Annotated in this window: 16 protein-coding genes; 1 reads left to right on the forward strand and 15 read right to left on the reverse strand. The window is 40.6% G+C overall.

Annotated elements, in window-relative coordinates; translation table 11 throughout:
* The first annotated feature begins 26 nt into the window (after positions 1-26).
* Complete coding sequence (locus G6W43_RS02995; protein WP_194169108.1) at positions 27-2,498, forward strand: AsmA-like C-terminal domain-containing protein; 2,472 nt, start codon at positions 27-29, stop codon at positions 2,496-2,498.
* A gap of 674 nt (positions 2,499-3,172) precedes the next feature.
* Here G6W43_RS02995 and hypA read toward each other — a convergent pair.
* From hypA to flgH, 15 genes are all read right to left on the reverse strand, one after another.
* Positions 3,173-3,514 carry a hydrogenase maturation nickel metallochaperone HypA gene (hypA, locus tag G6W43_RS03000; protein WP_021085088.1) on the reverse strand — a complete coding sequence of 114 codons (342 nt, stop codon included), beginning with the start codon at positions 3,512-3,514 and terminating at the stop codon, positions 3,173-3,175.
* Complete coding sequence (hypE, locus tag G6W43_RS03005) at positions 3,514-4,506, reverse strand: hydrogenase expression/formation protein HypE (RefSeq protein WP_103646904.1); 993 nt, start codon at positions 4,504-4,506, stop codon at positions 3,514-3,516. The genes hypA and hypE overlap by 1 nt, the downstream gene beginning before the upstream one ends.
* An 8-nt stretch (positions 4,507-4,514) precedes the next feature.
* The gene (gene hypD, locus G6W43_RS03010; RefSeq protein ID WP_194169109.1) at positions 4,515-5,603 is read right to left on the reverse strand and encodes a hydrogenase formation protein HypD; all 1,089 of its coding nucleotides are present in this window, start codon (positions 5,601-5,603) and stop codon (positions 4,515-4,517) included.
* Complete coding sequence (locus G6W43_RS03015; RefSeq protein ID WP_009293878.1) at positions 5,603-5,842, reverse strand: HypC/HybG/HupF family hydrogenase formation chaperone; 240 nt, start codon at positions 5,840-5,842, stop codon at positions 5,603-5,605. Before G6W43_RS03015 ends, hypD begins: the two co-directional genes overlap by 1 nt.
* On the reverse strand, positions 5,842-6,654 hold the full coding sequence (hypB, locus tag G6W43_RS03020) for a hydrogenase nickel incorporation protein HypB (protein ID WP_194169110.1): 813 nt from the start codon (positions 6,652-6,654) through the stop codon (positions 5,842-5,844). Before hypB ends, G6W43_RS03015 begins: the two co-directional genes overlap by 1 nt.
* Before the next feature lie 124 nt (positions 6,655-6,778).
* Positions 6,779-7,411, reverse strand: coding sequence for a GDYXXLXY domain-containing protein (locus G6W43_RS03025; protein ID WP_194169111.1), 633 nt, complete (start codon positions 7,409-7,411; stop codon positions 6,779-6,781).
* Complete coding sequence (locus G6W43_RS03030; RefSeq protein WP_194169112.1) at positions 7,408-8,670, reverse strand: DUF2157 domain-containing protein; 1,263 nt, start codon at positions 8,668-8,670, stop codon at positions 7,408-7,410. The genes G6W43_RS03025 and G6W43_RS03030 overlap by 4 nt, the downstream gene beginning before the upstream one ends.
* 361 nt (positions 8,671-9,031) lie before the next feature.
* Positions 9,032-9,445 (reverse strand): nickel-responsive transcriptional regulator NikR, encoded by a 414-nt coding sequence (nikR, locus tag G6W43_RS03035; RefSeq protein ID WP_009293882.1) that lies wholly within the window; start codon positions 9,443-9,445, stop codon positions 9,032-9,034.
* A 45-nt stretch (positions 9,446-9,490) separates the two neighbouring features.
* Complete coding sequence (gene hypF, locus G6W43_RS03040; protein WP_194169113.1) at positions 9,491-11,716, reverse strand: carbamoyltransferase HypF; 2,226 nt, start codon at positions 11,714-11,716, stop codon at positions 9,491-9,493.
* Positions 11,700-13,172 carry a hypothetical protein gene (locus G6W43_RS03045; RefSeq protein WP_194169114.1) on the reverse strand — a complete coding sequence of 491 codons (1,473 nt, stop codon included), beginning with the start codon at positions 13,170-13,172 and terminating at the stop codon, positions 11,700-11,702. The genes hypF and G6W43_RS03045 overlap by 17 nt, the downstream gene beginning before the upstream one ends.
* On the reverse strand, positions 13,169-13,711 hold the full coding sequence (locus G6W43_RS03050; RefSeq protein WP_194169115.1) for a HyaD/HybD family hydrogenase maturation endopeptidase: 543 nt from the start codon (positions 13,709-13,711) through the stop codon (positions 13,169-13,171). Before G6W43_RS03050 ends, G6W43_RS03045 begins: the two co-directional genes overlap by 4 nt.
* Positions 13,711-14,391: a Ni/Fe-hydrogenase, b-type cytochrome subunit gene (cybH, locus tag G6W43_RS03055; protein WP_194169116.1), complete on the reverse strand. Its 681-nt coding sequence runs from the start codon at positions 14,389-14,391 to the stop codon at positions 13,711-13,713. The genes G6W43_RS03050 and cybH overlap by 1 nt, the downstream gene beginning before the upstream one ends.
* A gap of 9 nt (positions 14,392-14,400) precedes the next feature.
* A complete protein-coding gene (locus G6W43_RS03060; protein WP_103617219.1) occupies positions 14,401-16,119 on the reverse strand; it encodes a nickel-dependent hydrogenase large subunit in 1,719 nt (572 codons plus the stop codon).
* A gap of 9 nt (positions 16,120-16,128) precedes the next feature.
* Positions 16,129-17,274 carry a hydrogenase small subunit gene (locus tag G6W43_RS03065; RefSeq protein ID WP_021085837.1) on the reverse strand — a complete coding sequence of 382 codons (1,146 nt, stop codon included), beginning with the start codon at positions 17,272-17,274 and terminating at the stop codon, positions 16,129-16,131.
* A gap of 339 nt (positions 17,275-17,613) precedes the next feature.
* Positions 17,614-18,321, reverse strand: coding sequence for a flagellar basal body L-ring protein FlgH (gene flgH / locus G6W43_RS03070; RefSeq protein ID WP_002940928.1), 708 nt, complete (start codon positions 18,319-18,321; stop codon positions 17,614-17,616).
* Positions 18,322-18,335: the final 14 nt, after the last annotated feature.

Genomic DNA, 18,335 nt, shown 5'->3' on the forward strand with positions numbered 1-18,335 from the left:
ACGATTTCGAGTTTTACGGCGTAAAATTGGAGCAATTATATATAAAGTTAGATAAAAAAATAATTGTAAGAGCAAAGCAGATAAAGCTTCCTAAATTTAAACAAGAGCCCAAGCAAAAGGCCAGCGACAAGCAGCTTTTAAACCTTAGCCAGGGTGTGGATTATCTTGACACATTTTTTCAAGAAATTTCGCTTGAGAGCGTGCAGATCGGCGATGACTTTAAGATCAAAATTTTATTTTTAGATGATATATTTTTCGTCGATAGCCCTTATCTAAACATCGATATCAAATTTCAAAACGAGCAGCAAGATGGCGTAGACCGCTTTAGCGTGAGAAATTTGAGCTTTAAAGATTTTAACGTCAGCATTAGCGGCGAAGGCAGCGCAAATTTTGACAAAGATGACTATAAATTTGACGGAAATTTCACTTCGCACGAGCTAAATGGCAAGCTTAGCTTTGCTTTAAAAGATACATTTTTAACCTACAAAGCATATGACGTAAATGCTCGCAATATCAAGGACTTTATAGACGAGCTTGATAGGCGCATAGAGCTAAACAGCGAGGTAAAAAGCTGGATATATGGCTATGTCGTGGCAAACGACTACCACCTAAACGAGATAAACGGCAAGGTCGATCTAGCCAAAAACGACTTTTATCTAAACGACCTAAATGCGACCGCCTATGCGAAAAATCTGCTAGTTAAATTTGAAAAAGACCTGCCCGCTGTAAATGTCGCTGAGGCAAATATCACGCTTAAAAACTCAAAGCTTAAATTTGACCTCATAGCGCCTGTTTATAAAGGCAAAAAGCTTGATGGCTCAAACGTCGCGATAAACAACATCTTTGACGAAAAAAGTGCAAATTTAGAGCTATTTATAAAGACAAATTCTATTTACGATGAGGCGATAAATGATATATTAAGAGCTTATAAGATCATCGTGCCAGTCAAACAACTAAGCGGCAAAATGGACGCTGGACTTAAAATTTTAATAAAACTTGACGAGAAAAGCTTAGAGAATTTTGATGAAAAAAGCGTCATCGCAAATGGTGAGTTTAAGATAAGTGACGCAGTTTTGGATATCGCTGGGAGTAAATTTAACGCTAAAAGTGCCCTTGTAAAGCTCATAAACACGGCAAATTTAAGCGTTGATGCGACTGGTTTTGGGCTTGACTTCTTTAGAGCAAACGCCGTGGCAAATATCGACCTGCAAAAGAGTAGCGGCGAGATAAAGGGCGTCATAGAAAGCTTTGATCTAAAAGAGAAAAATGATGAAATTTTAGCCTTTAAAAATGAGCCATTTACTGCATTTCTTGACTTTAGTAAGCCAAATGAGACCACGCTTAGTATTGAGCCTTTTGGGCTAAATTTAAGCTTTGGCGATGAGAGCGTGATAACTACAAAAAACAGCAACTTCATCATGCAAAACTCCCCAGTTTTAAAGCAAAATGGCGTGCTTGGCTTTGAAGACGTGAGCATAAAGAGTAGGGACTTTACTAATCTTGAAATTTTGGCAAAAGGGCTTAAATTTGACCTGCCGTTTTTGGATAAAAATGGCTCAAAATATGATAGAGATGACGTTAATATCTTAGTTCAAAACGGCGTAGTAAAGGTAAATAGCGCTAGTAAGAAGCTGGCTCTTGAGATAAAAGAAAAAGGCGTTGGTGTAAATACACAGGATCTAAATTTAGTCGTTCTTGACAACAATGAGAGCAGTAACCAAACGCAAAGCACGCCCATAGAGCTATCTGCAAAAAATGGCGACATCATCTTGCAAGACCTAAACAAAACCTTGCCATTTACTAGCTTTAGCGCCGAAAAAAAGGGCAAGAGCGTCTCGCTAAATGGACTGGCAAAACAAGGCAGAGTTGGATATTTTAGCGATGAGAAAAGCATAAATTTAGACGCAACTGATATAAGCGGCGAGTTTATCAACGACCTTTTTGGTCTCAAGAGCTTTGAGGGCGGTAAATTTCGCCTAAAACTGCTTGGAGAGAGCACAAAAGAGTTTAAGGCGGAGGTGAGATTTTTTGGCACGTATCTAAAAGACTACATCTTTTATCAAAAACTGCTAAGCTTTCTAAACTCGGTGCCGTCGCTTCTTAGCTTTAAAACACCTGACTTTAACGACAAGGGTTTTACCGTTAAAAACGGCAAAATTTTACTTACTAGAAAGGGTGATGTGATCGAGTTTTTAGCCATTGAGATGATAGGCACGAGCGCAGATATCGGCGGACGCGGTACGATCGATCTAAAGAGCAAAAAGATAAATATCGATCTTGAGCTAAAGATACTAAAAGACGCAAGCGGCATCATCGACAAGATCCCACTCATCAACCAAATCATCCTTGGCAAAGACCGCTCGCTCTCAACCGTCATTGCCATACGCGGCACGACTGAAAAGCCCGAGTACTCGACGCAGATCTTGCAAGATGCCCTACTATCGCCACTAAAGATAATAAGAAACGTCTTGCAAGCTCCGTTTTTGATATTTGAGTAAAGTATTACGCAAAAAAAATTATTGTTTAGCGTAACCTTGACGAAGTTTGCGGAGGAGCCTATCCGACACTTGCTTGTGTGTCTTGCAGGCACTTCGTCAAAACAAAAAGTACGTCATTAATGAAATTTTCTAACATTTGTGGATCAATGCCTACTAAAGTTTTACCAACACGAGTTGAAATTCTCGGCGTTTGATCGTCATTTAGCTTATAAAGATTTTCAAAATGAAATGCTCGGTTTCGAATTTTAACAGCAAGGTCATATAAAATCTTTACTTTTTGATAGTTTAAAAGTTTATTTTTGCGGTTAAATTTAGAATACTTTTTAAAATCAAGCTTATCAAGATTGACGATATCGTTGTGGATTTTGGCTTCATCGATGATTTTCGCCCAAAATCCAAAAGTTTGCTTTGAGACAAAGAGATCATCTAGCTCAAAGTAGCCGCCAAAAGAGCTTAAAATATCTACCTTGTATTATCCACCAAAGCCTTAAAAGCTAAATTTCTAGCGGAAATTTCTAAAATATCAAGATTTTAAGCTAGCCTGCACTAGCAAAATTTCTTTTATGCTCTTGCTCGTTTTTATAGCTCTTTAGGCGTTTGATTGAGAAAAATTTAACACTATCCATAAAAATCAATAAATTCATAAAATTTTACGCATTATAATACGTAAAATTTTACTTCATCTCAAGGCGCATAAGATACATATCTTCGCCGTCAGTCACCTTTAAATTTTGACTTTTACACTTTGGACATGTAAAGTCATTTTCGCTAAGCTCCCCGCCAAATCCACAATCCAAACACTCTACAACAATGCCTTGCAGATTTATCACAAGCTCGGCGTTTTCGCAGATCGTGCCAGCCTTATAAACATCAAAGGCACTCTCTAGATAGTGTGGCTCCACTCCGCTTAAACGACCAACTTTTATCTCGATCTTGCTTATCTCTTTTGCATTTTCTTTGGCGGCATTTTTCTCGCAAAGGCTGACTAAATTTTGAACGATACTAAGCTCGTGCATTAGCAGATCCTTGGTAGTAGCTCGCCCTTTGGCGGCTCGAGAAATCTTCTTGATTTATAGGCGTTTTCGATGATGACGCGCTCGTTTTTGGCCTGCAAAACCTCGCCTATTATCATCGCATTTTGATCAAATTCTCTTAAAATTTTAAGCGCGTCCTCGGCCTGGCTCTCATCAACAGCCATCACAAAAGTGCCCTCATTTGCAAGCTCATAAGGCTCAAAACCAAAGAGCTCACAAACGCCCATCACTTCGTCTGCAACCTTGATATTTTCTTCAAAAACTAAGATATCAAATTTACTAAATTTAGCCCACTCATTTAGCACCGCACTTAGTCCGCCTCTTGTCGCATCACGCATAGTTTGTGGTTTTATGCCAGCGCTAAATAGCTTTAAGACAATCTCTTTTAGGCTCTTGCAGTCACTTTTTAGATCAAGTCCAAGCTCAAATTCTTCTCTTGCAGCTAGCACCACACCGCCGTGTCTACCAACATCTCCAGAGATTAAGATTTTTGCCCCTGCTTTTAAATTTTTAAGCTCTACGCCCTCGCAAACTATCTCGCCGATACCTGCTGTGTTTATGAAAATTTTATCGCATTTGCCCTTTGGCACGACCTTCGTATCGCCGCAAACCACGCTCACGCCGCTCTCTTTGCAAGTTTTTGCAAGCGAGCCAAGCACCTTTTCAAGCTCTTCTATACTTAGCCCCTCTTCGATGATGAGCGAGCAGCTTAGGTATTTTGCGCTTGCTCCAACCATCGCAAGGTCGTTTATCGTGCCACAAGCCGCGATCTTGCCGATGTCGCCGCCATTAAAAAAAATGGGAGTTACCACAAAGCTATCGGAGCTAAATGCGATCTTGCCGTTTAAATTTAGTATCGCTGAGTCGTTGCTCTGCCTTAAAATTTCATTATCAAAAATTTTAAATATCGTCTCGTTTATAAGCGAGTTCATCTCCTCGCCGCCGCCGCCGTGGCTTAGCATTATCTTTTTCATTAAATTCCTTAACCAACTCTTGCGTATTTAAAATATGCCGCACAAGCGCCCTCGCTTGAGACCATGCACGATCCTAGCGGGTTTTGCGGGTTACAGACCTTGCCAAAGACCTTGCAGTCAGTCGGCTTTGCTAGCCCTCTTAAAATTTGCCCACAAATGCAAGCCTTGCTCTCGCCAGCGCTCTCTACGCTGCAGTCAAACTGCACTCTAGCGTCAAGATAGGCAAACTCATCTTTTAGCTTCATGCCGCTTTGCGCTATCTCGCCAAGGCCTCTCCAGACAAAGTCGCACGGCTCAAAGTACTTAGCGATGAGCTCTTTTGCCTTTACGTTGCCCTCTTCTTTGACCGCCCTTGCGTACTCGTTATAGACTTCATAAGTGCCTGCGTTTTGTTGACGAACTAAATTTAATACACTTGCCATGATGTCAAGTGGCTCAAAGCCGCTAATGGCGATGGGTCTTTTAAATTCGCTCGCTAGCTCTTTGTAAATTTTACTACCCGTGATGACGCTTACGTGACTTGGTCCTAAAAATGCGTCTATCCTCACGTTTTCATCGCTCATTATAGCTCTAACTGGAGCTGGAACAGTTACGTGATTTATGTGAAAGTATAAATTTTTAATGTCCTCTTGTACCACTTTTTCAACTAAATTTGCACTCATCGGTGTCGTCGTCTCAAAGCCGATCGCAAAAAATATGACCTTTTTGTCTGGATTTTGCTTAGCGATATTTAGTGCATCAAGTGGCGTGTAAAGCGCCCTTATATCATGCCCTTCGCCGCGAAGCTTTTGCAAGCTTGTCTTTGAGCCAGGCACTCTTAGCATGTCAGCTAACGTGCAAAAGATCACATCATCCATACTAGCAAGCTTACAGGCCTCGTCTATGCGGCTTTTTGGCATCACGCAGACTGGACAGCCTGGGCCGTGGACGAAATTTATATGCTCTCCAACTAAGCTTGGCAGTGCAAATTTCATAATGCTATGCGTGTGACCACCGCAAATTTCCATGATATTTAGCGGTTTTACGCTCTCTTTTTGTATGAGTTTTGAAAGGGCAAGGATTAAATTTTTATCGCGAAAGTCATTGATAAGATCCATCAAATTTTCCCCGCGTCCATATCCTCAGCGATCTTTTGATAGACCTCCAAGCTCTCAAGCGCAAACTGCGTATCGATCTTTTGCATAGCGTATCCAACGTGGATTAGCACGTATTCGCCAACCTTTACCTCTTCAGAGATGAGATCTAGGCTTACCTTTCTAGTAACGCCCAGAGTCTCGACGGTAGCAACGTTGTTTTCATCTATTTCTATTACTTTTGAAGGGATCGAAAGACACATTATCTTAGCTCTTTTTTAAATTCCAAATAACTTATCCATTTATCGATGCCCTCGCCTGTTTTGCTATCTATCACAAAGATATCGACCTTTGGATTTAGCTTTCTAGCGTCGTTTTTCACTCGCTCGATGTCAAAGTCAAAGTGCGGTGCAAGCGAAGCTTTAGTGATTAAAAGCACGTCAGCAGCCCTAAACATCACTGGATATTTACTCACCTTATCATCGCCCTCTGGCACTGAAAGAAGCACAGCGTTAAAGTGTGAGCCAACGTCGTAGCTTGCAGGACAGACTAAATTTCCAACATTTTCTATAAAGACTAGATCAAGCTCATTTAGTGGCAGGTGATGAAGCCCCTCATGCACCATAAATGCGTCCAAGTGGCAGGTCTGACCTGTGCTTATCTGATGAGCTTTTGCGCCAGCTTTTACTATGCGGTCGGCATCTTGATTTGTTTCTAAATCGCCCTCGACAACGCCTATCTTAAATTTACCAGCCTTTATCGTAGCCTCTAAAAGTGTGGTCTTGCCAGCACCTGGGCTACTCATCAAATTTACACAAAGTATCTTTTTCTCATCAAAATGCGCTCTGTTGTGAGCGGCCTCTTTGTCGTTTTCTGAGAGGATTTTCTCTATCACATCTATCGTTTTGCTCTCGTTTAGCACAGGGTGTGCGTGAGCCTCGTGGCTATGCTCGTGAGCGTCATGAGCGTGATCTGTATGCCCATCGTGAGTGTGTGGGTGTGAGTGAGTGGTGCCGTCAGCATGAGTGTGAGTGTGGGCGTGATTTCCCATTGAACAACCGCAATCTTTACACATTTTATTATCCTTTTTTATTAATTTTCAGAGATTTTAACGCTTAAATTTAAAAATAAAATTAAAATTTAAGGGCATTTTATGCAAATGAGATAAATTAACCCGTTTTTTAATCATCCCTTTAAATTTACCTTTGATCTTGCAAGCGAATGTTTTTATCTGGCTCTTCAAAGCTCTCGTTATCATCTGTGTAGCCATTTTCATCAAAATTTTCATCATTGCTTCTTTTTTTGCCATTTGGCGTGATGATGATATCTTTTAGCCTTGCTCTGCCATCATCCATCACCATCAAAACAGCAACAGCATCCACGTCTTGATCCATCATCTCTCGCTCGGTTTGCTTTGCCTTTTTAGTTGGCATATAAAACTCTTCGATGCCATATTTTACAAATGAATATCCATCAAATTTGCCAGCTAAGAAAAGAGCGCCTTTTGGCTTAGTAAAGCTAAATTTATCAAAAGCGTAAGTGGCATTAGCATCTTGCTTTAAAATGGCGTAAATTTCATCATTTTTTGAGATATTTCTATCATATATATCTATCTCAACGCCAGTTTTTTCATCAAATTTATACTGCTGCAAATTTGAAAAATCATAGCTCAAGCTCACGTAGTTTCCGCGAAAGAGATCCCTTGGATCGTAGAGATTTACCCTCACTTTTATCTCTTTTCCAAGATAAAGTGGCATGAGCGCGTATGCAAGCATCGCAATTATTAGTAAAATTTGAAAGATTATGGCTAGTATTAGTGATCTTATCTTCATTTTGTACGTCCTTTTTTAGCAGCAACTGCGAGCACGACGAAGGCAAAGATGATAAATAGCGCCGTAGCCCCCAAATAATCGCCTATTAGCTCAAAGTATCTAACCACCGCAACTAAGAATATCATGCATAGTCCTAGCGTTAGCTCGCCATTTTTGATAAGCACGGCTGCGACGATGATGTTTGCTAGCGAGAAGAAGATATTTGCATATCCCACGCCTAAGCTAAAGACAAATGGCAACGCAAAGAGTATCAGGCCAAGAAGCAAGCCGCTTTTGTTTTTCTCTTTGAAAAATAGCGCAATGCTAGCGATGCTAAATACGGCAAAAACCTTGCCAAAACTGCTATAAAAAAATGCTTTTGCAAACCAAAATTTATCTTCTTCTAGCTCGTAGATGTCGCCATTTGCATAAGCTATCAGGCAAACGATCAAGATAATGATGCCAAGATACTTGCCAAAGCCTTTTACAAGGTGCGCCAGTCTATCTCTAAAGCCAGCTAACACGCTAAAGAGCGCGACAAGTAAAAGCGCGTATGAGAGCGATAAAGTAGCAGCCATCGGCGCTCTAAACATAAGATCATAGTCATAAAATTCGTTAAACCCACTGATCCTAGCGCAAAGTGAAACGATGTAGAAAAATATATCCGCTAGAAGCATGATGGCAAGAAAAATAGAGTCACTTTTATAAAGCATGTAGGCGCCAAGGGCTATAAAGACGATAAATTCATAAGCAAACTCGCCACCCATGCCCTTTAAAACAAACCAGATCGTCGCAAAAACAAGGCTTTGAGCCACCAGCAAGGCCTTTTTGCTAGCAAAAGAGAGCGCCATAGCTCCAACGCTCCAGAGCAAAACTCCACCGCTTGGCTCGTCGCTAATGTTATAAATTTGAGCGATAAGCGCTATGGCTGCTCCGTAGCAGAAATTTCCCAAAAAGAGCGTGGCTGTGCCAAGCTTATCTTTGCCCTTTTTGAGATAATAAACTCCGCCAAAATTTAAAAGAGTAAGCACTCCAAAGATGATAACAAGGCGCCCCATCCTTGGTATCTCCTCCCAGTAGGCTCCAACAAGGGTAAAAAATGCCAGCGCGAAAAAGAGATAGGCAACCAACTTTAATATAAAACTAGTCTTTTCGCTATGAGCGTTTATATCTATATCATATAAATTTGCTATCTTTAAAGCGGTGGCCTTATCGACCACATCCTCTTTTTGCCAGCGATCTAGCTCTTTGGCTAGAAAATTTCTATTGTAAAAATTCATCTTTCATTCTCTTTAAATGACATTTTTTTGTGGCTAATGATAGCATACAAGCGCCAAAAATGCTAGAACAAAAATAAAGTAAAAAAAGGGAGAAATTTACAAAGCCAAAAAACTTGGGCGGGCTTTTGCAAATTTAGCTTTAGCCAAAGCCCAAGCAAAAAGAAACGGTCATCAAACTTTCGCCACAAAAAAGATATCAGGCAAGCAAGAAATAGCAAAACCCAATAACAATTTGCAAAAATGGATCACAAAAACTGCTAAAAACTACCAAAAAGACAAAATAAGACAAGCTCTGCAGCCAAGAAAGCGCTGCTAGCTATTTACAAAAAACCTAAATTTAAGAGCCAAAAAAGCTTTTAGCTTAAAATTTAGGCACAGCGGCCTTTGTAAGTTTAGAAAACTTAACACCCTTTAAGCCAGCAATCCTATCAGCAAAGCGCTCTATCTTGCTAGCCTCACCTCTTATCGAGATCGTTTCTAAGCAGTTGTGGTGATCGACATGAACGTGATTTGTGCAGATGATCTTCACATCAGAGTCATGCTCGATATCCATTTTTTTATTCACCAAATCGTTGTGATGATGCACATAAATGAGCGTCAAAACCCCGATCAACTCCTCGTTAGCGTCCTTCCAGCTGTCGCTTACGATCTTTTCACGGATCAAATCCCTTGTAAATTCACTCCTAGAAGCGTAGCCTTGTTCGCTAACTTTTCTATCCAGTTCGTCTAGTAATTGACTAGGCAAAGAAACACTAAAACGTATAACACTATCCATTTTTTGCTCCTTTCTCGTTTGATTACCGTTTAAAATAATTATACATCACTTATTAGAAAATGTGGATAAATAATAATAAATTTGCCCTAAATTTACGTTAGAATCGTTACTGCAGAATTTCTTATTGATATAAAATTTCAAATTTGCTTTAGTAAATTTTTTGTAAATAAGCTCAAGCAAAGTCTTATTTTGAAAAACTCCACCGCTTAGCAAAATCTCTTTTTTCTCACTTTTAGAAATTTCAAAAATAATATCAGCCATGCCATTTATAAATGCCGTTGCCGCCACTCTTGGCTCATCTTTTAGCGCACTTTTAAAGGCATCTTTAAAGCCGATAACTCCGTCATTTAGACTAAATTTGTAATACGCATCTAAATTTTTATCATAAAGTGCCTCAAGCCTCATGCCACTCTCGCCCTCAAAACTAGAGCGAGATATGCCACATATTATCGCACCAAATGCGTCAAATATCCTACCAACAGAGCTAGTTTTTACTAAATTTAGCCCCTTTTGCTCCATCATCTTGAAATTTCTAAGCACTTTTTCATCAAAATTTACTAAAAACTTACGCCCTTCATCCTCAAGCTCGTACTTCAAAATAATAGAATAAGCGATGAGATAGATATTTTTTATGCTATTTTCGCCGCCAAATAAGCTAAATTCATCAAAGTGATAAGCTCTCTTGTAGCTATTTTTATCTAGCCTAAAGACCTCGCCACCCCAAATTTTGCCATCCTCTCCGTATCCAGTGCCGTCAAAACAAAAGCCAAGATACTCTTTATATGGCAAATCATTTTCAAAGATTACACTTAGCAAATGCGCGTAGTGATGCTGCAGATGAATTAGCTCAAAGCCCTGATCCTTCGCCCATTTTGTATTTAAAAAATTTGGATGCAGATCGGCTATGACCTTGTCTATTTTTAGATCATAAGTTGTTTCAAAAAGGGTGAAAATGTCCTTAAACCTATCAAAAGTCGCCACGTTTTTTAGATCGCCGATATATGGGCTAACCATCAAAAGGCCGTCTTTGTAGATACAAAATGAGCTCTTTAGCTCCGCTCCAAGGGCTAAAAATGTCCCTTTTTGCTTAAAATTTGTATGGATGAAATTTGGATTTAAGCCGCGGCTCGTTCTTGTAAAAATCACTTCTTCACCAACGCAAAATGCGATACTATCGTCACTTGGTGAGTAAATTTCTCGGTCGTGATCAAGATAAAAGTCTATAATCTCACCTAGTTTTTCTCTTAGCTCACTCTCATCTTTTATGACGACTTCGCCTGAGATGTTTGCGCTAGTTGCGATGATGTCGTGTTCCAAATAGTCAAATAGCAAAAGATGTATGCCGCTAAATGCGAGCATGACGCCAAGCTTATTTAAATTTGGCGCGACGCTTTTTGCGATATTTGAGCCATTTTTTGCTTCAAGCAAGACGATGGGCTTTAAATTTGAAGTAAGAAGCTTCGCCTCTGCATCTGAAATTTGCGCTATTTTTCTGGCGTTTTGTAAATTTTTACTCATCAGAGCAAATGGCTTGCTTGGGCGGTGCTTTCTAGCTCTTAGCTCGCAAACTGCGGCTTCATTTGTCGCGTCGCAAACTAGATGAAAGCCACCAAGCCCTTTAATGGCTAAAATTTTGCCCTCGTTTATGAGCCTAGCCGCCTCTTTGGCTGCTTCGTTCTCGCTAGCTAAGACTTTGCCAAATTTATCTTTTAGATAGAGTTTTGGCCCGCAGTTTGGGCAAGAGATCGGCTCTGCGTGGTAGCGGCGATTAAGCGGGTCTTTGTATTCGCTCTCACAAAACTCGCACATCTTAAACTCGCTCATCGTCGTATTTACCCTGTCATAAGGCAATGCTTTGATGATGGAAAATCTCGGTCCGCAGTTGGTGCAGTTTATAAATGGGTATTTGTAGCGTGGATTTGTGGGGTCATAAAACTCACGCAAGCAGTCATCGCAAAGCGCGTAATCAGGCAAGATAGGCGCTTGCTTGGTAGCCGACTTTGAGGCTACGATCTCAAGCTTTTTATAAATTTTATCTATCTTAAATTTATGCAGTTCATCGATCCTAGCAAGGGCTGGTAGCTTCTCATAAAGCTCTTTTTCAAAAGCCAAAAAGCTAGCCTCTTCGCCGCTAAAATTTAGCTTCACGCCCTCATCATCGTTGTAAATTTCGCCAACTAGCTTAAATTTGTCCGCTAAAGTATAGACAAAAGGTCTAAAACCAACGCCTTGAACTAAGCCTTTGATCTCATATCTAAAGCTTGATCTCAATGCCAAATCCGGGGTCAAAATTTGTTTTTATATTTGGGTTTAGGTGCTTTTTTATCAAGTTGCTAACTACCTTATTATAAAATAAATCCCCGCTTAAAGTAACATTTTTAATGTTAAATTTATCTCGTTTTTCATAGCTAAAATCGCTCAAAAAATGCGCCAAAGACTCGGTGCAACCAAAGCTGATGTTCTTCTCTCCAGCGCCAGCAAGGATAAACGAAATAATACTTTTTACAAACTTAACCCCGTCTAAACCAAAGTCATCTTTCATCTTATAATCGATCCTAACGCCCTTTTGGCCGCTAAAATCAGCTGCCATAAGAAGCAAATTCTCCCCTGCTTTTTTAAACTCATCACTTAAGCCAAGCAAGCGTCCAGCTATGCAAAATAGTGAGAAAAAGCTAGTGTTTGAGCTAAATTTACCACTTGGCAAGACGCGCTCTTTGCTAAAGTTTTCAAGTAGTCTTTCGCCGCTCTCATCAGCTCTTATAAGCTCATAAATTTCTTCAAAGCTGCTAAATTTTGGTAAAAACAGAAGCTGCGTTTTACTTGTTTTTGAAAGCAGGCAAATTTCATCATCGCTAAATTTGCTAAATTTAAGTCCCAAAGCCACTTCGCCCAAATAGCTAAGCTCAAATTCCTCATCTTTTGTATAAAAAAATGGGCTTAAAACTGCGCTGTTTTCAAGCAAAGCAAGCCTTGAAAGAGCGCTTTTTTGCTCCTTTACAGAAACGCTTAAAAAGCTAAAGTCCTCTTTGTTTAGCTGCTCGCAAAGGGCGTAAAGAAAAAGATCATTTGGCGCCATCACGTCAAAAAAAAGCGGTGCATCCTCGTGATTTTGCCTATAAATGGCTGTCGTTTTTAGTGCCAAAAGTGGCTTTTCAAAGCTAGCAAGCGCGATCTGCGACCTATCATCGGCGATAAAAATTTTTGGTAGCTGCTTTAAATTTACAGGTATCAAGAAATTTGCATCAAATTTCACCCCAAGAGAAATTTCATATAAATTTTCATCTTGCTCTACGCAAACGCCCTTGCCGCTTTTTAATAAATTTAGGCAGGTTTTTAGCTTTTCATTAAAATTATCAAGCGTTATCTCGCCATCAAATTTACTCAAAGAGAGCACGCCGCTTTCATTTAAAATAGCCTTGCCATTAGCCAAAAATACCGCTGCTTGAGATGGGCTAAGCGTGCCAAATTTTATCTTTTTAATCTCACCTGCCACGTCAAGCTCATCTGCCACATCAACCTCGCTATGCTTTATAAAAAGGCTATAAGGTAAAATGGCGCTTGCCCTGTCTGCTAGGGCGCTAAGCTCCTCAACAGAGCCACTTACTTTTAGGCAAATTTGATCATTTTTACAGCTTATAGAGTGCTTAAGCTCCCCAGCTAATGAGCGTAAAAATGGCGCCAAAAAGGCTGCCTCTTTAAAGCAGTCAAATTTAAAAGCAAGTATCATTTTAAACCTTTTTTGGCGTAGTCATCGAGGGTGTCGTTTAAGGTGAAATTTGCCATCTTTTCGCACTTAAAATCAAGCTCTTTTAAGTGATCAAGTAGCGTTTTTTCTAGGATGTTAGAAGCTTTTATCACTTCATCTGAGAGGCTAAAATTTGATGATTCTATGCGGCTAGGCACGATGCCTAAGATTTTGGTTGTCGGCCTGTCGCCTGCAAGCTCCATTAGATGAAGGGTTTGAAGCATCTCGATCTCGTGAGCCGAGCCGTCCCAGCTGATAAAATTTGGTACGTTTAGAAAGTCGAAAAAATAAACATCGCCCACGCTTGCGCCATTTGCGCTAATGCAATCAACGACGATGAGATAGTCAAATTCGCTTATAATGTGAGTTAGAGCGAGGGCTAAAGTGCCCCCGTCCATTAGAGTAAGCTCGTTTTTAGAGCTTGTAAATTTATAGTTTTTAGCCATCAAATTTACAAAATGAACACCTATGCCCTCATCAGCAAACATAACGTTGCCAATGCCAAGAACTAGCACTCTCATCAGTGTTCTTTTACAAATTTATAGCCACTAATGATGGCGTCCATCGCTCCATTTTTGCCTTTAACGGCGTTAAATATCGCCATATAAACGTGAATTGGCACAAATATCATGATGATCCACATGCAAATTCTATGTATCGTTCTAACATTTGCTAGTCCGCCCATAAGCTCTTCAAAGTATCTCGCTGGCTCGTAGATCGCTCCGCCAAGTCCATTGTGATAAACGTGAGCGTAAAGCACTAGGCCAGTTAGGCAGATGAGTGCCAAGATGACGTAAAAGAAAAAGTATGAGGCAAACTGCAATGGGTTATAAACACCCCTTAAGTGCGGGTGCGGTCCCATAAAGATGTAGTACTTTATCTGCGCTATCCAAACTTTTGGACTTAAAAAGTCAAGCACGCTCATCCACTCTTTTTTGCTGTGTTTATCAAAGACAAATAGATAAAATTTAAAGATAAATACCGCTATTAGCACAAAGCCAGCGACCTGGTGCGCCAAACGCCACTTTGCTTGCATGAAATTTGTAGGCTCGCTCGTGACCTCTGGACTCATAAAGACATAAGAGATGTAGTAGCCGCTCACAACCAAAAGCGTGATAGCTACAAATCTAATCCAGTGTGTCAGCCTAACGCCGATGGAGAATTCGTATTCGCTGATCCTGTCAGGATTTTTATGTGACATCTTTTCTCCTTACAAATTTGGATTTATCTTATAAGTACTCAAATCATTTCCCTTCGTATCCATAACATGCACGGCACACGCGATGCAAGGATCGTAAGAGTGAATTTTTCGTATTATCTCGAGTGGTTTTGAAAGATCGGCGATCTTTAAACCAACTAAGCACGCCTCGTAACTTCCCATTTGACCTTTGGCGTCTTTTGGAGAGGCGTTCCATGTGCTTGGCACGACTGCTTGCCAGTTTGAGATGACGCCATCTTTTATACGGCACCAGTGGCTAAGCGCACCTCTTGGAGCGTTACCTTGAAAATTTCCTTTATATTCTTTTTTGTTATCTATTACATATTTTGTGCAAGTCTCTTGATCTGTCTTTAAATTTTCGATCAAGGCATTAAATGCGTCCATTGTGTGCTCCGCGACCACTTTTGCCTCAAGCATACGAGCAGCGGTTCTGCCTAGAGTTGAAAAGACTGCACTTAGTGGCAAGCCACTCTTTGACAAGAACTCATCAACTATCTTTTTAACTCTCTCGTTGCCTTTAGCGTAGTTTATGACGATGCTTGCTATTGGACCCACTTGCATAGGCAAGCCATCATATCTTGGTGCTTTGATCCAGCTATATTTACCCTTTGTGTCAAAAAGCTTGCTGTGAGCTAGCTTGCCCTCGCCGTCTATGCTCTCGCCATCAACAAGGCCTGTGTAGTTTGCCTCTGTCTCGCCGTCATAAGGGTGAAGCGCTTTGTCATTTTTATACCAAGATCTTGTAGCCTCTTCTGTAATTTTATTTTCGTCGATATCATAGACCTTGCTAATATCACCATTTAAAATAATGCCACCTTTAAATAGATGGTCATTTTTGCCGATCAAAAACTCATCGTAGCAGAATAAATTTGATACGCCAACGTCGTTTAAAACGCTTGGCTCGTTTGCATAAGCCTTAGCCGCCATCAAAATATCTGGATAGTAAGCTCTATCTACAAATTCTTTGATCTCAGCAAATTTGCTCATATATTCGCCCATTCTAGCTGGGTCCATAAGATCCATCACGCAGGTCACGCCGCCAACTGTTAGGCTTTGTGGGTGTGGGTTTTTCGCGCCAAAGATAGCCATCATCTGAGCTGCTGTTCTTTGGATCCTAAGGCACTCAAGGTAGTGAGAGAGGACGATTAAATTTTGCTCTGGAGTAAATTTATATGTGCTATGTCCCCAGTATGCGTTGGCAAATGGTCCAAGGTTGCCCTTTTTAACAAAGGCTTCAACCCTCTCTTTTACCTCTTTTAGCTTATCTGCTCCCGTGGCAAATGGCGTGCTTGTGTATTTAAACGCCTCCTCGCTAGCTTTATGTACATCAGCACTTAGCGCAGAGACGACATCCGCCCAGTCCATGCCGTGGAGCTGATAAAAGTGCACGATGTGGTCGTGAAGATATAAAGCTGCGTTCATGAGCGTTCTAGTTAGCTCTGCATTTAGCGGAGGCTTGATGCCAAGGGCGTCCTCAACTGCGACTATGCCTGCTCGGTAGTGCGAGTATGTGCAAACACCGCAAATTCTTTGCATGAAAAAGCCAGCATCTCTTGGGTCTCTGTTTTTTACTATCTGCTCTAAGCCTCTCCAAAGAGTTGAGCCAGAGTAAGCCTCTTTGACAACGTTGTTTTCATCAACTACGACTTCTATTCTTAAGTGCCCTTCGATACGTGTTATAGGGTCTATTACTATTCTTTTTTCACTCATTTTTTTGCCTTATTCTTTATCTTTACTCATGCAAGCTAGTGCAGCGTGAGCCGCTATGCCAACACCAGCAAGTGCTAAAATTCCAATGCCGATCTTATCACTTACATTATCAGCGCCAAGCCCCAAAACAGTGTCAAATAGCCTATCAGCCATCGGCTCTTCAAACGGCCCCATCGTATCCCAGAAGTCTGGCTCTGAGCAGCCTATACAGCCGTGACCTGCTTGAACTGGCCATGATGTGTGTTGATTAAATCTCTCGCGTGAGCAGTTGTTAAATGTATATGGACCTTTGCAACCTACTTTGTATAAGCAGTAGCCATTTTTTGCACCTTCGTCGCCAAAGCTTTGGACAAACTCGCCTGCATCAAAGTGACCACGTCTTTCACAAAGATCGTGAATTCTTAAGCCATAAGCCCATTTTGGTCTGTTATAAACATCAAGTGCAGGCAAAGTGCCAAATAGTAAGTAGTGAAGCACGTTGCCAACGATGTTCTTCTCGCTTGGAGGACAGCCTGGCACGTTTATGACTGGCTTATCAGTCACCTTTGAAAGGCCGACTGAATTTGTTGGATTTGGCTTAGCTGCTTGGATACCGCCAAAGCTAGAACAGGTGCCAATGGCAAAGATAGCAGCCGCGTTAGCAGAGGCATTTACGGCGTGAGTTTTGCCGCTTGTGCCATGAGGTCCGACTGTTAAAAAGTGCTCAGTAGCTCCAGTTGGAACGCCACCTTCAACTAGCAAGATGTATCTGCCTTTATATTTTTCTATCGCATGCTCTAAATTTTCTTCAGCCTGCCAGCCAGCAGCTGCCATGATAGTTTCGTGGTATTCAAGGCTTATGTAGTCAAATATAAGGCTATCTATGCTTGGAGCGTCAGTTCTTAGCAAGCCCTCGCTACAGCCAGTGCATTCTGCCATGTGAAGCCATATCACAGGGAGCCTATCACTTAGCTCAGCAGCACGAGCAACCATCGGTGTCATCGCACTTGGCAATGCCATAAAAGCTGTCATCGCACCAGCCCACTTCATAAAATCACGCCTAGTAAAGCCCTTATCTTTTAAAAGCTGCGCAATACTAGTGTCATTTTTCATCTTAGGCAATGCACTAAGTTCGCTTAAGCGTCTATTTATCTTTTGACGCAAGTCATTATTCATATAAGCTCCTTCATTTGAAATTTGTTTATTTTGTATCTTATCTTTTTTAAAAAAGACAAATATTATTTTATTCTATTAATAATTATATTTAAATAAATTTTAAAATAAAATTTTAAATGCCTTGATATCAATAATCTTAAAATATGCTAAAAAATAATATTTTGTGAGAATTTATCCTATTTTGAGAAATGATATGGCAAAAATTCTGTTTTTCTGAAAGTAAATATCAATTAAATTTTTAATAATTTTAAAAATAATTTAGTATTTTTAAGAAGAGTGAAATTTAAGGTAAAAATTACAAAAGCCTAAACGGGTTAAATTTAGGCTTTTAAATTTACATTAAAATGGCCAGATAGCCTCCATAAGTCTTGTACCCCAAGGTTTTTTGGTTGATTTGTCTAGCTCGCCCTCAGTTTTATACAAAATTTTGGCATCAGCTATGTATTTTGAGTCGATTTCGTTGTTTTGCGAGATGTCGTAAGGTCTGATGACGCCACTTACTTGCATGATCTGCTTTTCGCCATTTATAAGTAGCTCGCGGCTGCCCTCGATGAAGTAGTTGCCGTTGTTTAGGATCTTGATGATCCTAGCTGAGATGGTCGCGGTAAATTTCTCGCTTCTGTTGCTAGTGCCACTACCTGTAAATTTATTGCCACCACCTGCTTTAAAGCCGATGTCGCCGTATTTGTTTAGATTATCAGCCACGGTTGAAAGCGGCGCAGCTCCAGCTGTGAAAACGCCTCCGCCAAGCGAAATGGTGCTATCTTTGTTGGTGCTTTTGCTGCCGCTTGAAATTTGACTTGCATTTTCTGAGATGACGATGGTTACGATGTCATTTACATTCATCGCCTTTCTGTCTGAAAATAGCGGATTTTCGCCCTTGCCAAAGAGGCTGCCGGCGTTGCTTTGACCGCTGCCACTATCTTTTGAAGGGAGTTGCTCGACATAAACTGGAGGTTTCATATTGATGTGAGGATCTGCACTTGGGGTGCAACCTGTGTAAAAAATGCCCGCAAATGTGACGAGCCAAATCTTTTTATAGTTCATAAAATGCCTTAAAA

This window comes from Campylobacter concisus (assembly GCF_015229965.1).
Lineage (GTDB): Bacteria > Campylobacterota > Campylobacteria > Campylobacterales > Campylobacteraceae > Campylobacter_A > Campylobacter_A concisus_BD.

Excerpts from the sequence above, each read along its gene's own strand:
- hypA (WP_021085088.1), bottom strand. The coding sequence starts at position 3,514 with ATGCACGAGCTTAGTATCGTTCAAAATTTAGTCAGCCTTTGCGAGAAA.
- hypE (WP_103646904.1), bottom strand. The coding sequence starts at position 4,506 with ATGAAAAAGATAATGCTAAGCCACGGCGGCGGCGGCGAGGAGATGAAC.
- hypD (WP_194169109.1), bottom strand. The coding sequence starts at position 5,603 with ATGGATCTTATCAATGACTTTCGCGATAAAAATTTAATCCTTGCCCTT.
- G6W43_RS03015 (WP_009293878.1), bottom strand. The coding sequence starts at position 5,842 with ATGTGTCTTTCGATCCCTTCAAAAGTAATAGAAATAGATGAAAACAAC.
- hypB (WP_194169110.1), bottom strand. The coding sequence starts at position 6,654 with ATGTGTAAAGATTGCGGTTGTTCAATGGGAAATCACGCCCACACTCAC.
- G6W43_RS03025 (WP_194169111.1), bottom strand. The coding sequence starts at position 7,411 with ATGAAGATAAGATCACTAATACTAGCCATAATCTTTCAAATTTTACTA.
- G6W43_RS03030 (WP_194169112.1), bottom strand. The coding sequence starts at position 8,670 with ATGAATTTTTACAATAGAAATTTTCTAGCCAAAGAGCTAGATCGCTGG.
- nikR (WP_009293882.1), bottom strand. The coding sequence starts at position 9,445 with ATGGATAGTGTTATACGTTTTAGTGTTTCTTTGCCTAGTCAATTACTA.
- G6W43_RS03045 (WP_194169114.1), bottom strand. The coding sequence starts at position 13,172 with ATGATACTTGCTTTTAAATTTGACTGCTTTAAAGAGGCAGCCTTTTTG.
- G6W43_RS03050 (WP_194169115.1), bottom strand. The coding sequence starts at position 13,711 with ATGAGAGTGCTAGTTCTTGGCATTGGCAACGTTATGTTTGCTGATGAG.
- cybH (WP_194169116.1), bottom strand. The coding sequence starts at position 14,391 with ATGTCACATAAAAATCCTGACAGGATCAGCGAATACGAATTCTCCATC.
- G6W43_RS03060 (WP_103617219.1), bottom strand. The coding sequence starts at position 16,119 with ATGAGTGAAAAAAGAATAGTAATAGACCCTATAACACGTATCGAAGGG.
- G6W43_RS03065 (WP_021085837.1), bottom strand. The coding sequence starts at position 17,274 with ATGAATAATGACTTGCGTCAAAAGATAAATAGACGCTTAAGCGAACTT.
- flgH (WP_002940928.1), bottom strand. The coding sequence starts at position 18,321 with ATGAACTATAAAAAGATTTGGCTCGTCACATTTGCGGGCATTTTTTAC.